This window comes from Streptomyces sp. S186 (assembly GCF_051603415.1).
Classification (GTDB): Bacteria; Actinomycetota; Actinomycetes; order Streptomycetales; family Streptomycetaceae; genus Streptomyces.
Genome location: NZ_CP193932.1, coordinates 4,855,639 through 4,868,596 on the forward strand (window position 1 = coordinate 4,855,639; position 12,958 = coordinate 4,868,596).

Sequence of the window (12,958 nt, forward strand, 5' to 3'; positions counted from 1 at the left end):
GGCGACGGCAGGAACCAAGGCGACGGCAGGAACGGAAGAAGGGAACGGATGGGGCTGCGCGCCAAGATCGGCATCGCGATCTCCGCCACCGCGGCGGTGGTCGCGGTGCTCGTCGGCGTCCTCGTCCACCAGCACACCGTCAACGCCCAGCTCGACCTGGCCGGGAACACCCTCGACAGCCGTCTCCAGACCACCGTCCAGGACCGGGCCGCCGGGATCGACACCGGCCGCGGGCTGATCAACCCCCGGGATCTGCCGGGCCCGTTGAGGGCACTGGTGGACCGCGGCCGGCGGGGCGTCTATCTGGAGCAGGGCGGCCGTACGCCGTATCTGTGGGCGGCCACCCGGCAGGGCACGGACATCGTCGCGCTGAAGCGGCCCTACGAGCGCGAGCAGCGGACCGTCGAGGCGCTGGACCGGATCCTGTGGGTGGCCGGGGCGGCCGGTACGGCGCTGGGCTGCGTGGTCGGGCTGCTGGTCGCGCACCGGCTCGGGCGGCGGCTGACGGCGTCCGCGGCGACCGCCCAGCGGATCGCCGAGGGGGATCTGGGCGCGCGGCTGCCGCGGTCCGGCAATGACGAGGTCGCGCAGCTCACCGCGGCCGTGAACACCATGGCGGAGGCGCTCGCCGGGCGGCTCCGGGCCGAGCGCGACGTCACCGCGAACATCGCGCACGAGCTGCGGACCCCGGTCGCCGGCCTGGTCGCCGCGGCCGGGCTGCTGCCGCCGTCCCGGCCCGCCGGGATGGTCCGGGAGCGGGCCGAGCGGGTGCGCGGGCTGATGGAGGACGTGCTGGAGGTGGCCCGGCTGGACACCCGTACCGAGGAGGCGGACCGGGAGGTGCGGCCGCTGGGGGAGCTGGTGCGGCGCGCAGTGGCGGCGGCCGGTCAGCCGTCTGCGGTCGGGCCGTCCGCGGGCGCCGGGGGCGGTAGTGCGGCCGTCGGCAGCGCGGCCGCCGGCGCGGAACGGGCCCCGGCCGACGGGGAGAACGGGGAGAACGAGGAGCACGGGAAGAACGGGGAAATACAGGTGCGGGTGGGCGCGGACGGGCTGGTCGAGACCGATCCGCGGCGGGTGGAGCGCATCCTGGTCAATCTGGTCAGCAACGCCCGGCGGCACGGCGCGGCACCGGTGACCGTGGAGGTCGACGGCGGGGTGATACGGGTGCGGGACGCCGGGCCCGGCTTCCCGGAGGAGCTGCTGGCGCACGGCCCGCAGCGGTTCCGCAGCGGTGGCGGCCGCGGCGGGCCCGGGCTGGGCCTGGGGCTGACCATCGCCGTCGGACAGGCGCGGGTGCTGGGCGCCGGGCTGCGGTTCGCCAATCCACCCGGAGGCGGGGCTCTGGCCACCGTCGACCTGCGGGCGGCACTGTGCCCGGATGCGGACGGCGAGCAGCCGCGCCCGGACGGCGAGCAGGCGCGCTCGGACAGCGAGCGGGCGCACCCGGACGACGAGCAGACACGCCCCGGCGGGACAGGGCCGTCGGACACGCCCTGACCGCCCCCGCCTCACCCGTCCGAAAAGCGGTCCTCCAGAACGGAGTTCAGCAGCGCCCGGACGTCCTCGCGGTCCAGGCCCTCGGCGCGGGCGCGGTCCATCCAGCCGCGCAGCTCCTCGCGCAGCACGGCGTCGGCGGCCGAGTCGGGCCGGGCCAGGGTGCGGCTGACGAACGTGCCGAGCCCGGGCCGCGGCTCCACCAGACCCTCGCGCTCCAGCTCCCGGTACGCCTTGAGCGTGGTGTTCGGGTTGACCTTGGTGCTGGCGGCGACCTGCGCGGCGGTGGGCAGCCGGTCGCCCTCCACCAGGATGCCCAGCCGCAGCGCCTGCTGGACCTGCTGGACGATCTGGAGGTAGGTGGCGACGCCGCTGCGGCGGTCGATCCGGAACTCCACGGCGCTCACCGCCTCTCTTCTGCCTCTGCTGCCTCTGCGCGCGTCCGATCCCGGCCGGGGCGTCGGCCGACCGCTTGATCATCGGGCCGTCCGAGGTGGGTGTCAAAGCGCCGCCGGGTCGGCGCCGGGCGCCCGTTCAGAGCGGCCGCCGGCGGGCCCGCCACACCACGAACGCCAGCACCACGGCGGTCAGCGCCAGCAGGATGCCCGCGCCGAGCCACTGCATCCCCGGCATCTGGTCGTAGGAGAAGTACTGGGTGACGTTGTTGACGATGCCCAGCTTTGCCCGGCAGGCGTCGGGGTGGGCGTCGTGGACGCAGGTGCCGAAGCCGAAGAGCCGGCCGTCGGCGGTGGCCACCCAGTCGTCCATCCGGACCGCGTCGGCCGGCAGGTGCGGGCCGCTGCCACTGTTGTACGGGTAGGTGGTGCTGCGCAGGGTGCCCAGGGCCGGCCGCACCTTGGCGCCCCAGACCACGCTGACCGCCGCCGCGGCGGCCGCAGTGGCCAGCATCGCCGGCACCACCCGCTTGATCAGCTTGCCCAGGGCGACGCCGCAGGCGGTGAGGAAGAGGGTCTTGGCGACCAGCATCGGGCCGGTGACGTCGAACGGGCCGCTGTTGAGCCAGTCGCCGCCCACCACCAGGGAGTGCGCGGGCGACCAGAGCCACTGGAAGACCGCCGACAGCAGGACGGTGCACACCGTGACGAGGGCCAGCGGGAGGGCGAGCGTGGCGGCGAGCCAGCGGCCGCGGCTGACGGACTGGGTGGTGACCAGCCGCAGGGTGCCGCGCTCCAGTTCGGAGGAGATCAGCGGCGCGCCCAGGAACACGGCGACCAGCACCGGCACCAGCTCCAGGAACTGCAGATCCCTGCTGAACGCCGGACCGAACCGGTTGCGGAACTCCTCGTCGAGCGTCGTCCCGTCGGCGTCATGGCCGCCGAGGAAGCCCATCAGCCCGATCCGCTGGTACGAGAAGAGCGCGCAGGCGGCGAGGGTGACCAGGACGCCGGTGAGCAGCGCCGTGCGGTGCCGGCGCCAGACCAGCCAGAGGGTGCCGCGCAGCGGTCCGGAGGTGGTGCGGCCGACCGCCGCGGCCTCGTGGGTGGTGGTGGCGGTACTCATGCCGCGGTCTCCTTCCGGGACTCGTCCACGATCAGGGCGGGTGCCTCCGGGGCGCGCATACAGGCCAGCAGGATCTCCTCCAGGCTCGGCGTCAGGACGTCCCAGGGGGCGTCGGGGGTGTCCGGGGCGGCTTCCGGGCGGTCGGCGAGCGGTCCGGCCGGCCGCAGCATGGCGCTGAACTGCCGTCCGCTGACGCGGGATTCGACGACGGTGTGCCGCTCGGCCAGCTCCCTGGGGATCCGGCCGTCGACGGTCCGCCCGGTCACCAGGGTGTGCGCGGGCACCAGTTCCTCGGTCGGGCCGGCCATCCGCAGCCGGCCGCCGGCCACGACGAGGAGGTGGTCGCACATCTCCTCGACCTCGGTCAGCATGTGGGACGACATCAGGACGGTGGTGCCGTGTTCGGCGGCCTCCGCCATCAGCAGCCCGGACAGCTCGTCACGGGCCAGCGGGTCCAGGTCGGACATCGGCTCGTCGAGCAGCAGCAGCTCCGGGCGCTTGCCGAAGGCGAGCGCGAAGGCGACGCGGGTGCGCTGGCCGCCGGAGAGGGTGCCGATCCGTGCGGCCAGTGGTATCGCGCCGCCGCGGACGATGCGTTCGGCCAGCGCCTGGTCCCAGCGCGGGTTCAGCTCGCGGCCGAGCCGGAGTGTCTCGGCGACCGTGAAGCGCGGGTAGAGGGGCTTGTCCTGCGCGAGGTACGCGACGCGTTCCCGGGCGGCGGGGTCGCCGACCGGGCGGCCGCACAGCCGCAGCGTGCCGGCGGACGGCTCGATCAACCGGGCCGCGATGCCCAGGAAGGTGCTCTTGCCGGCGCCGTTGGGCCCGACCATGGCGCAGACGCGGCCGGCCGGCAGCCGGAAGGAGAACTCCTGGAGCGCCCACCGGCGGCGGTACCGCTTCCCCAGGCCGTCGGCCTCGATCGCCCAGGGGCCCGGGCTCGGGTCGTGCACGCTGATCCCCCCTTTAGCTAGTTAATTAGTGGAATGAGTATGGAGAGCGGCGCGGGAGGTGTCAAAGGCGGGGGTGGCCTGGGCTGCTGCCGGGGGAGGGGGCAGGCGCTGGCCGCAGGGGGATCGGGAGCCGACCGCCGGTGGTGACCAGGCGGTGCTAGGCGGCGCTAGGCGGAGGTGCTGACCAGCAGCTTTGCCATGCAGCGACTGGACTCGTAGGCCCGGTAGCAGCCGAACTTCTCGTCGAACTTCTCGACCATCGCATAGCCGCTGGAGGCATACAGCGAGATCGCCTCGGGCTGCTCGGTGCCGGTCTCCAGCACCATCCGCGTGCGGCCCGCGGCCCGGGCGTCCGCCTCCAGCGCGGCCAGGATCCGCCGGGCCAGCCCGCGGCCGCGGGCCTGCGGCACCACGAACATCCGCTTTATCTCGGCGTCCCCGGCGGCGTACCCCGCGGCGAGGTCCTCCTGGACCCGCCAGCCGCCGGTGGCCAGCGGCGCACCGTCCTCGTACGCGATCAGGTACAGGCCGCGCGGCGGCACGAACATCTCCGGTGCCAGCGGCGTCAGGTCGCCGTCGCCGTACCGCCGGACGTACTCCTGCTGCACCTGCTCGGCGAGCCGGACCGCGTCGGGGTGGTCGTAGCGGACGGGGCGTATCTCCATGAGGCGAAGGGTACGGAAGCGCCTCCCGTGACCGAAGAGCAGGGCGGGCCCGGCGGGGGTGAGGTGGGCCACCCCCGGATGGACCCTCCTCACTTGCTGAAGCTGTTGGAGCAGCCGATGCTCGGGAGCAGGTTGGTGGACTGAAGACCGCTACCGACCCCGACGGAGCCGACGGCGTTGACGGGGAGGACCGTTCTGAGACACGAACTGGACTGCCGGATACCGAGCAGGTCGCTGTCGGCCTGGGCGGTACCGGTACCGAGGACGGCGGCGCCGCAGAGGAGGGCGGCGACAGTGGTGGCCCTGCGAAGGTTGCGCATGTCATCTCCAAGGGGGTGCAAGCGGCGGCCGCGGGGTACTCCGGCGCGCTCTGATGTCGGCTGACTTCATAGAGTGACGAAAGGGTAATCGGAGGAGTGGCGGCTCGGCCGGTGACGCGCCGGTCGCGGCTGGACCCTGGCCGTCTCGGCATATGCGGGTGCGCCCGGCCGGGGCAACGCGAAGCGCCCCCGCCGGGAGGTCCCGGACGGGGGCGCCGTCGTCGTGTTCTGTGGACTCAGCTGTGCGCTTGGCCTTGCTTTGCCAGCGCTACGAGGTCGGCGAACGCCTGTGGGGTGAGGTGCAGGTGCGGGCCGTCCGGGTCTTTGGAGTCGCGGACGGGGATCACGCCGTGGGTGGCTATGAGGTTGGTGGCGACCTCGATGCAGGCGCCGCCGTTGTTGCTGTACGAGGACTTGGACCAACGGGGGGATTCGGTCGTCACGGGGAACCCTTCCGAAGTTGATCGATCAAGGCCGCGGATGCCGCTTGCGAGAGCCGTTCGGGAGCCGCTGTGCGCTGTGGGCTCAGACGTGTGCTTGCTTTGCCAGCGCTACGAGGTCGGCGAATGCCTGTGGGGTGAGGTGCAGGTGCGGGCCGTCCGGGTCTTTGGAGTCGCGGACGGGGATCACGCCGCGCGTGGCTATGAGGTTGGTGGCGACCTCGATGCAGGAACCACCGTTGCCGCTGAAGGAAGACTTGAACCAGGTGGGTGTGAGGGAGTCGGTCGTCACAGGGTGCCCTTTCGTACCTGCTCGATCATGGCCACTGAATCCGCCTGCGAGAGCGCTTCGGCCTGTAGTTGATGGTAGGCCCTCACCAGTGGCAGTACAGATGTGGGCTCCCTCTCTAACTGCCCGTGGATTTGGGACTCGACGTAGTACATCAGCGAGCGATCCGGCAGTGTCAGCAGATTCACCAGCCGATCAAACGGGCGGCGTTCGCCCATGGTGTACGGGGCTAGTTGGAGGACAGTGTTGGGCTGTTCGGCAAACTCGATCAGCTGGGACAGCTGGCGCTCCATGACCTCGGGCCCTCCGATCAAGCGCCGAATGCAACTCTCGTCCAAGACCACAATCACTATGGGTGGGATGCGCCGCACCAGAGCTGCTTGCCGCTCCAGCAGGAACTCAACCCGCTCAGAGGCTTGTTCGGGTGTGAGCGTGCCCCGCTTTACGTTGCCGTCTTCCAGAGCTCTTGCGTACTCCGGTGTCTGGAGCAATCCGGGAATCGCTCCGACTTCAAACAGCCGGATCTCTGCCGCTCGGGCCTCCTGCCCTACGTACTCCGGGAAGCCCTCCAACAGACTGCCGTTGCGGATCTCCCCCCAGGCACGTTCGAACGACTCCGCTGTCCCGGCGAAGCCAAACGTAGCGTCTAAGCTCCGCGAAAACCGAAGAGTTGGCGGCTTGCGGCCGGTTTCGACTGCCGAGATGTGCCGGCCCGAGTAGCTGACCCGCGCGGCAAGTTCGTCTTGCGTCCAGCCCTGTCCCTCGCGCGAGCTGCGAAGGCGTGCACCGAAGGCTGCTTCCGGGCCTGCTTCGGGGTTCAACTCCTTGCGGTTCACCAATGTGCCCTCCGTTTCTAGAACGTTGAAGACACAGTGACTCTAGGCCAATCTGAACGCCCCCGGTAGCGATTCCGCTACGGAGAGCAAGGAGGGCTTGATGGCCAGTCCTGTTCGTGCGCCGTACTCGGCGTGCGCTGACGAAGGAACGAAGCGAAAGAAGCTCGATGACCCGCCCGGTCAGGCGGCGCGGGGAGCCGGCGGAAGGTCGGACGACCTGAGTGCGCGGAACGCGGAGCGGACCAGGCGGGCGCTGGGGTCGAACGCGGGCAAGCGGACCGACGGAAGCGGTAGGCCGTGCAGCGCCTCCTAGGGCGCCTGCTCGCAGCTCAGCGGGAAACCGGGCCGTGGGCGGAGGCGGCTGCCGAAGGCAGCGCGGTTCTCTGCCCGTTCGGTGGCCACGGCATGACCGTGTGGGCTCCCTCGGTGTATCGGTGTGACGAGCACGGTGCGACGCTCGTCTTCCACGCCGGCCACTCTCCCGGACCATCCAACCTCAAAGAGTCCGACCTCAAGCAGTCCGACCGCAAACAGAAGGAAGAAGATCCCATGTCCCATCAGCCGCCGACCCCCGACGGTGGTCCCGGGCTTCCCAACCCGCCCAAGGCCGGCTGAACATGGCCGACGTACACCAGGAGCGCCCCGGCCGTACCGGTCTGGGGCGCGCCCTCATGTCCGCCGGTGCCCTCTCCGCCGACTGGGCCCCGGGCCGGGAAGAGCGTGCCCGTCTCCCGGACGGACGACCCGGAAGCCTGGTACGCCTACGCGGATTCCGACTGCCCGATCGTGACGCAGTGGGACGACGGCGACCACACCGGCACGGCGCCCGGAACGGTCTCCACCAGCTCGGCATCGATGCCGTCCGTGGTGTTCCGCATGCTGCGGGACCTCGACGTCCGCCGCGGGCACCGGGTCCTTGAGATCGGGCTGGAACGGGGTGGAACGCGGGTCTGCTGACCCTCGACGCGGACGGCGAACGGGCGTGGCTGGAGGATCCGGGGAACGCCTGGCCGGGTGTGAGGGCGGGACAGCGATGGCGTCGCAGAGACGCCCTCACAGCGGTGTCGTCACCGGGCGACGGGGCGACCCGCTCGCCGGGTTAGGGTGCCTGGATGCTGACCGTGACCACTGTGAACGTGAACGGGCTGCGGGCCGCGGCCAAGAAGGGCTTCGTGCCGTGGCTGGCCGGGACCGACGCCGATGTGCTCTGCCTCCAGGAAGTGCGGGCCGAGACCGCCCAGCTGCCGGAGGAGGTGCGGGAGCCGGCCGGCTGGCACACCGTGCACGCGCCGGCCGCCGCCAAGGGCCGGGCCGGCGTCGCGCTCTACACGCGGCGGGAGCCGGACCGGGTGCGGGTCGGCTTCGGGTCGGCGGAGTTCGACGGCAGCGGGCGGTACGTCGAGGCGGACCTGCCCGGGGTGACGGTGGCCAGCCTGTATCTGCCCTCCGGCGAGGTCGGCACCGAGCGGCAGGACGAGAAGGAACGCTTCATGGCGGAGTTCCTGCCGTATCTGGTCGGGCTGCGCGAGCGGGCCGCGGCGGACGGCCGCGAGGTGGTGGTCTGCGGTGACTGGAACATCGCCCACCGGGAGGCCGACCTGAAGAACTGGAAGGCCAACCAGAAGAAGTCCGGCTTCCTGCCGGAGGAGCGGGCCTGGCTGTCCGAGGTGCTGGACGAGGAGCGGGGCGGCTATGTGGACGCCGTCCGCGCGCTGCACCCGGACGCCGAGGGGCCGTACTCGTGGTGGTCCTACCGCGGGCGCGCGTTTGATAATGACGCAGGGTGGCGCATCGACTATCACATGTGCACGCCCGGTCTCGCGGCCCGGGCCGTCAAGGCGTACGTGGAGCGGGCGGCGGCGTACGACCAGCGCTGGAGCGATCACGCACCGGTGACGGTCGTCTACGAGGCGTAGCCGCGGCACCACCCGCGTCCGCTCCGTTCTCGGTGCCGTCGGTGCCGTGCGGCGGTGTGCTCCGGTCGTCGCCGCCCAGTAGCCGTTCCAGTTCTGTGCGGATGCGGCGGTCCATGGCCATGGAGAGTTCGGCCTCTACGACGCCCTTGGCGAGGGGGCGGAGGTTTTCCACCGCCTCGGTGGCCCGGGGGAGGTCGTGGAGCGTGGTGAAGAGGTGGGTGCGGATGAGGGTGGTGAAGAGGTCGGCGAGGGCGTCGGCGTGCGCGCGGACCCGGCCGCCGGCCTCCAGTACGGCGGCCAGCGGTATGCCCTGGGCGACGAGGCTGGTGGAGGCGTCCAGCAGGCGCCGGCTGATGTGCACGAACTCGTCGCCGTCCACGGCCAGATAGCCGAGGGAGAGGGAGGCGGCGAGGTTTTCCGGGGTGACCTCGCCGCTGAAGTGGTCGGCCAGCTCCTCGGGGGTGAGGCGGACCGGGGTCTCCTCGGACCAGGGGGTCAGCAGCGGGCTGGGGAGGCCGAGGAGTTCGCCGACGTCGCGGCCGGTCTCGAAGGCGGTGAGGAGTTCGGCGATCCCGCCGAGGGTGTGGCCGCGCTCCAGGAGGGCGGCGATGGTGCGCAGGCGGGCGAGGTGGTGCTCGTTGTACCAGGCGATCCGGCCCTCCCGGCGGGGCGGCGGGATGAGCTTGCGTTCGCGGTAGAAGCGCAGGGTGCGGACGGTGATGCCGGCCTCCCGGGCCAGGTCGGCCATGCGGAACTCGCGCTCCTTCGGGGCGCGTTGGGGGTGCGCGTCCCCTTGAGGGGCGCGGGTGTCCGCGTCCCGGGGGCCCTGGGGGGTCGGTGCTGCCGCCTGGTCTGCCACGGGGCCAGCCTATGCGGGGCGGTGTCGGAGGGCGTCCCGGGTGACCGGAGGTAACTTCCCCTCGTGCAACCCCTACCGCTCGGTACGTGACTGTCCTACGCTCCAACCGTGCCAATCGTGCCAGTGATTGCTGGCGCGATTGGGGACGGTGAAGCGTCGACTCGGGAGGTGGCGGCGGCATGGCCGACGACGGGCAGCGGCATGTGCGGGTGGCGGTGATCGGATCGGGGTTCGGCGGACTGGGGGCCGCCGTGCGGCTGCGGCGCGCGGGGATCACCGACTTCGTGGTCCTGGAGCGGGCGGACTCGGTGGGCGGCACCTGGCGGGACAACAGCTATCCGGGGTGCGCCTGCGACGTGCCCTCGCACCTGTACTCGTTCTCGTTCGCGCCCAACCCGCAGTGGCCGCGCAACTTCAGCGGGCAGCCGCACATCCGGGCGTACCTGGAGCGGGTGACGGACACCTTCGGGCTGCGGCCGCATCTGCGGTTCGGCGCCGAGGTGCGCGCACTGCGCTGGGACGGCCGGCAGCTGCGGTGGGAGATCGACACCGCCCAGGGGCCGTTCACCGCCGATGTGGTGGTGTCGGCCACCGGGCCGCTCTCCGACCCGCAGATCCCCGACATCCCGGGGCTGGCGGACTTCCCCGGCAAGGTCTTCCACTCGGCGCGCTGGGACCATGACTACGACCTGCGGGGCAAGCGGGTCGCCATGGTCGGCACCGGCGCCTCGGCGATCCAGATCGTGCCGGCGATCCAGCCCGAGGTCGGCCGGCTGACGGTGTTCCAGCGGACCCCGCCGTGGGTGATGCCGCGGGCCGACCGGCGGATCAGCGGGCTGGAGCGGTGGCTGCACACCAAGGTGCCGGCCACCCGCCAGCTGCGCCGCCAACTCCTTTGGGGCATCCGGGAGATGCAGGTCGGCGCGTTCACCAAGCGGCCCGGCGAGCTGGGACTCGTCGAGAAACTCGCCAAGGCGCACCTGCACAAGGCGATCAAGGACCCGGCGCTGCGGGCCCGGCTGACGCCCGACTACCGCATCGGCTGCAAGCGCATCCTGCTGTCCAACACCTGGTACCCGGCGCTGACCCGGCCCAACGTGGACGTGGTGACGTCCGGGCTGCGCGAGATCCGGGGCAGTGTGCTGGTCGCGGCGGACGGCAGCGAGGCGGAGGTGGACGCGGTCATCTTCGGGACCGGCTTCCACGTCACGGACATGCCGATCGCGCACCGGGTCACCGGGGCCCGCGGCACCACCCTCGCCGAGGAGTGGAAGGACGGCATGGCCGCGCTGCGCGGCACCAGCGCGGCCGGCTTCCCCAACTTCCTCACCATCATCGGGCCCAACACCGGTCTGGGGAACAGCTCGATGATCCTGATGATCGAGTCGCAGCTGAACTACCTCGTCGACTTCCTGCGCCAACTGGACCTCCTCGGCGACCGGATCGCGCTGGACGCCCGGCGGTCCGCGGTCGACGAGTGGACCCGCACCCTCCAGGAGCGGATGCGGCGCACGGTGTGGAACACCGGCGGCTGCGACAGCTGGTACCTGGACGCCAACGGGCGCAACACCACCGCCTGGCCGGGCACCACCGCAGAGTTCCGCCGGGCGACCCGGCAGGTGGACCTCGCCGAGTACGAGCTGATCCGGCCACCGGGGAGGCGACCGGGCGACGAGCCGTCGCCGGCAGCCGCCGCGGGCCGGGCGGCCGCCGAGGAGGTGGCGGCATGAAGCGTCCTGCACACCTCACCCGGGGCCGCTACGCACCGCCGGTGCCCCGCAGGACCCTGGAGGTCACCTCCGCCGACGGGTCCCGGCTGCATGCCGAGGTCCACGGCCCCGAGGACGCCCCGGCGGTGGTCCTGGCGCACGGCTGGACCTGCTCGACCGCGTTCTGGGCGGCGGTCGTCCGGGAACTGGCCGGCGACCACAAGGTGATCCTCTACGACCAGCGGGGCCACGGGCGCAGCCCGGCCGTGCCACCCGCCGGCCACAGCACCCGCGCGCTCGCCGACGACCTCGTCGCCGTCCTGGAGCAGAGCCTCGCCCCCGGTGAACGGGCGGTCGTCGGCGGCCACTCCATGGGCGGCATGACGATCATGGCCGCCGCCGAGCGGCCGGAGCTGCGCGAACGGGCCGCGGCCGTCCTGCTGTGCAGCACCGGCTGCGCCGACCTGGCCGCCGAGGCCCGGGTGTTCCCGCTGCCCACCCCCGGCGGCCGCCGACAGGCGCACCGGCTCCTGCTCGGCTCGCGCGCCCCGCTCGGCCCGGTCTCCCCGGCGGCCAAACACGCCCTGCGGTACGCCACGATGGGCCCCGGGTCGAGCGCCGAGCAGATCGAGGCGTGCGCGCGCATCGTGCACGCCTGCCCGACCGGCGTCCGCGCCCACTGGGGCATGGTGCTCTACCACCTCCAACTGACCCGGGGCGTCAGCCGGTTGGAGGTGCCGACCGCGGTCCTCGCGGGCACCGCGGACCGGCTCACCCCGTTCGTGCACGCCCGGCGGCTGGCCTCGGTCCTGCCGCAGTGCGTGGGGCTCACCGAGCTGCCCGGGCTCGGCCATATGACCCCCGTCGAGGACCCGGACGCGGTGGCCGGACGGCTGCGGGAACTCGTCCGCGACCACCTGGCCGACGCCGCCGCCCCGCATGGCGAGCGCCCGGCCGCACGGCAGGAGACCGAGCGGCAGGAGACCGAGCGGCAGGAGACCGCACGGGAGAAGCAGGAGCAGCAGAAGCAGGAGCGGCAGAAGAGGGGGAAGGCGGCGTGAACGGAAGCAAGCTCGACGGGCAGGTCGTGGTCGTCACCGGCGCGGCGCGCGGGGTCGGGGCGCTGCTGGCGCGCAAGCTGTCGGCGCGCGGGGCGACCCTGGCGCTGGTCGGCCTGGAGCCCGACGAACTGCGCGCGGTCGCCGCGTCGTTGCACGGCCCGGCGCACCACTGGCACGCCGATGTCACCGACCACGAGGCGATGTCCCGGGTCGCGGAGGAGGTGCGGCTCCGCTTCGGGAAGATCGACGTGGTCGTCGCCAATGCCGGGGTGGCGACCGGCGGCCCGTTCGTCGACTCCGACCCGGTGGCCTGGCGGCGCGTCATCGAGGTCAACCTGATCGGCAGCGCGATCACCGGCCGGGCGTTCCTGCCGGCGCTGGCCGCGTCCCGTGGCTACTTCCTCCAGATCGCCTCGCTCGCCGCGCTCACGCCGGCGCCGATGATGAGCGCGTACTGCGCGTCGAAGTCGGGCGTGGAGGCGTTCGCGCACAGCCTGCGGGCCGAGGTCGGCCACAAGGGCGTCCGGGTCGGGGTCGGCTATCTGAGCTGGACCGACACCGACATGGTGCGCGGCGCCGACCGTGCGGACCTGATGCGGGAGTTGCGCGCCCGGCTGCCCTGGCCGTCCAACAAGACCTATCCGCCGGGCCCGGCCGTGGACCGCCTGGTGGCCGGCATCGAGCGCCGCTCCGCGCATGTCTACGGGCAGTGGTGGCTGCGCGGGATGCAGTCGGTGCGCGGCTATCTCCCCGGCGTCATCGGGACGGTGGGGCAGCGCGAGATGCGGCGGTTCGGGAACCGGCTGGACGGGTTCCGGGCCGGGCTGGTCGGCGCGGGCGGGGAGGCGGATGAGAAGGCCCGGATGAACGGTTAGAAGCGCCCTAGCGGTGGGGGGCT

At 72.4% G+C, this 12,958-nt stretch carries 14 protein-coding genes and 1 pseudogene; 6 read left to right on the top strand and 9 right to left on the bottom strand.

Annotated features, from left to right (window positions below):
• The first annotated feature begins 48 nt into the window (after positions 1–48).
• Positions 49–1,497 carry an ATP-binding protein gene (locus ACRAS8_RS21020; RefSeq protein ID WP_438487537.1) on the top strand — a complete coding sequence of 483 codons (1,449 nt, stop codon included), beginning with the start codon at positions 49–51 and terminating at the stop codon, positions 1,495–1,497.
• Between the two features lie 11 nt (positions 1,498–1,508).
• Here the strand turns inward: ACRAS8_RS21020 and ACRAS8_RS21025 are convergent, their stop codons facing one another.
• The 8 genes from ACRAS8_RS21025 to ACRAS8_RS21060 form a co-directional block, all read right to left on the bottom strand.
• Positions 1,509–1,901, bottom strand: coding sequence for a GntR family transcriptional regulator (locus ACRAS8_RS21025; RefSeq protein WP_438487538.1), 393 nt, complete (start codon positions 1,899–1,901; stop codon positions 1,509–1,511).
• A gap of 127 nt (positions 1,902–2,028) precedes the next feature.
• Entirely contained in the window at positions 2,029–3,015 is a 987-nt protein-coding gene (locus tag ACRAS8_RS21030) for an ABC transporter permease subunit (RefSeq protein WP_438487539.1), read from the bottom strand.
• Positions 3,012–3,965, bottom strand: coding sequence for an ABC transporter ATP-binding protein (locus tag ACRAS8_RS21035; protein WP_438487540.1), 954 nt, complete (start codon positions 3,963–3,965; stop codon positions 3,012–3,014). The genes ACRAS8_RS21030 and ACRAS8_RS21035 overlap by 4 nt, the downstream gene beginning before the upstream one ends.
• Before the next feature lie 167 nt (positions 3,966–4,132).
• Positions 4,133–4,630 carry a GNAT family N-acetyltransferase gene (locus ACRAS8_RS21040; RefSeq protein WP_438487541.1) on the bottom strand — a complete coding sequence of 166 codons (498 nt, stop codon included), beginning with the start codon at positions 4,628–4,630 and terminating at the stop codon, positions 4,133–4,135.
• An 89-nt stretch (positions 4,631–4,719) separates the two neighbouring features.
• Positions 4,720–4,950 carry a hypothetical protein gene (locus tag ACRAS8_RS21045; protein ID WP_438487542.1) on the bottom strand — a complete coding sequence of 77 codons (231 nt, stop codon included), beginning with the start codon at positions 4,948–4,950 and terminating at the stop codon, positions 4,720–4,722.
• 236 nt (positions 4,951–5,186) lie between these two features.
• On the bottom strand, positions 5,187–5,393 hold the full coding sequence (locus ACRAS8_RS21050; RefSeq protein WP_438487543.1) for a DUF397 domain-containing protein: 207 nt from the start codon (positions 5,391–5,393) through the stop codon (positions 5,187–5,189).
• An 82-nt stretch (positions 5,394–5,475) separates the two neighbouring features.
• Entirely contained in the window at positions 5,476–5,682 is a 207-nt protein-coding gene (locus ACRAS8_RS21055) for a DUF397 domain-containing protein (RefSeq protein WP_438487544.1), read from the bottom strand.
• On the bottom strand, positions 5,679–6,515 hold the full coding sequence (locus ACRAS8_RS21060; protein ID WP_438487545.1) for a helix-turn-helix domain-containing protein: 837 nt from the start codon (positions 6,513–6,515) through the stop codon (positions 5,679–5,681). Before ACRAS8_RS21060 ends, ACRAS8_RS21055 begins: the two co-directional genes overlap by 4 nt.
• Before the next feature lie 671 nt (positions 6,516–7,186).
• On the opposite strand from ACRAS8_RS21060, the pseudogene ACRAS8_RS21065 reads away from it, so the two are divergent.
• Positions 7,187–7,471 (top strand): annotated as a pseudogene (locus tag ACRAS8_RS21065) (protein-L-isoaspartate(D-aspartate) O-methyltransferase); the annotation flags it as partial.
• Positions 7,472–7,627: 156 nt separating this feature from the next.
• Complete coding sequence (locus tag ACRAS8_RS21070) at positions 7,628–8,431, top strand: exodeoxyribonuclease III (protein WP_438487546.1); 804 nt, start codon at positions 7,628–7,630, stop codon at positions 8,429–8,431.
• Here the strand turns inward: ACRAS8_RS21070 and ACRAS8_RS21075 are convergent.
• Entirely contained in the window at positions 8,349–9,179 is an 831-nt protein-coding gene (locus tag ACRAS8_RS21075) for a MerR family transcriptional regulator (protein WP_438490557.1), read from the bottom strand. The two genes, ACRAS8_RS21070 and ACRAS8_RS21075, sit on opposite strands and share 83 nt — an antisense overlap.
• 290 nt (positions 9,180–9,469) lie before the next feature.
• Between ACRAS8_RS21075 and ACRAS8_RS21080 the strand changes: the two genes are divergently transcribed.
• Genes ACRAS8_RS21080 through ACRAS8_RS21090 form a run of 3 tightly spaced genes read left to right on the top strand, consistent with a single transcriptional unit; the run spans position 9,470 to position 12,935 of the window.
• Positions 9,470–11,020 carry a flavin-containing monooxygenase gene (locus ACRAS8_RS21080; protein ID WP_438487547.1) on the top strand — a complete coding sequence of 517 codons (1,551 nt, stop codon included), beginning with the start codon at positions 9,470–9,472 and terminating at the stop codon, positions 11,018–11,020.
• Positions 11,017–12,060 carry an alpha/beta fold hydrolase gene (locus tag ACRAS8_RS21085; RefSeq protein WP_438487548.1) on the top strand — a complete coding sequence of 348 codons (1,044 nt, stop codon included), beginning with the start codon at positions 11,017–11,019 and terminating at the stop codon, positions 12,058–12,060. Before ACRAS8_RS21080 ends, ACRAS8_RS21085 begins: the two co-directional genes overlap by 4 nt.
• A complete protein-coding gene (locus tag ACRAS8_RS21090; protein ID WP_438487549.1) occupies positions 12,057–12,935 on the top strand; it encodes an SDR family oxidoreductase in 879 nt (292 codons plus the stop codon). The genes ACRAS8_RS21085 and ACRAS8_RS21090 overlap by 4 nt, the downstream gene beginning before the upstream one ends.
• The last annotated feature ends 23 nt before the right edge of the window (positions 12,936–12,958 follow it).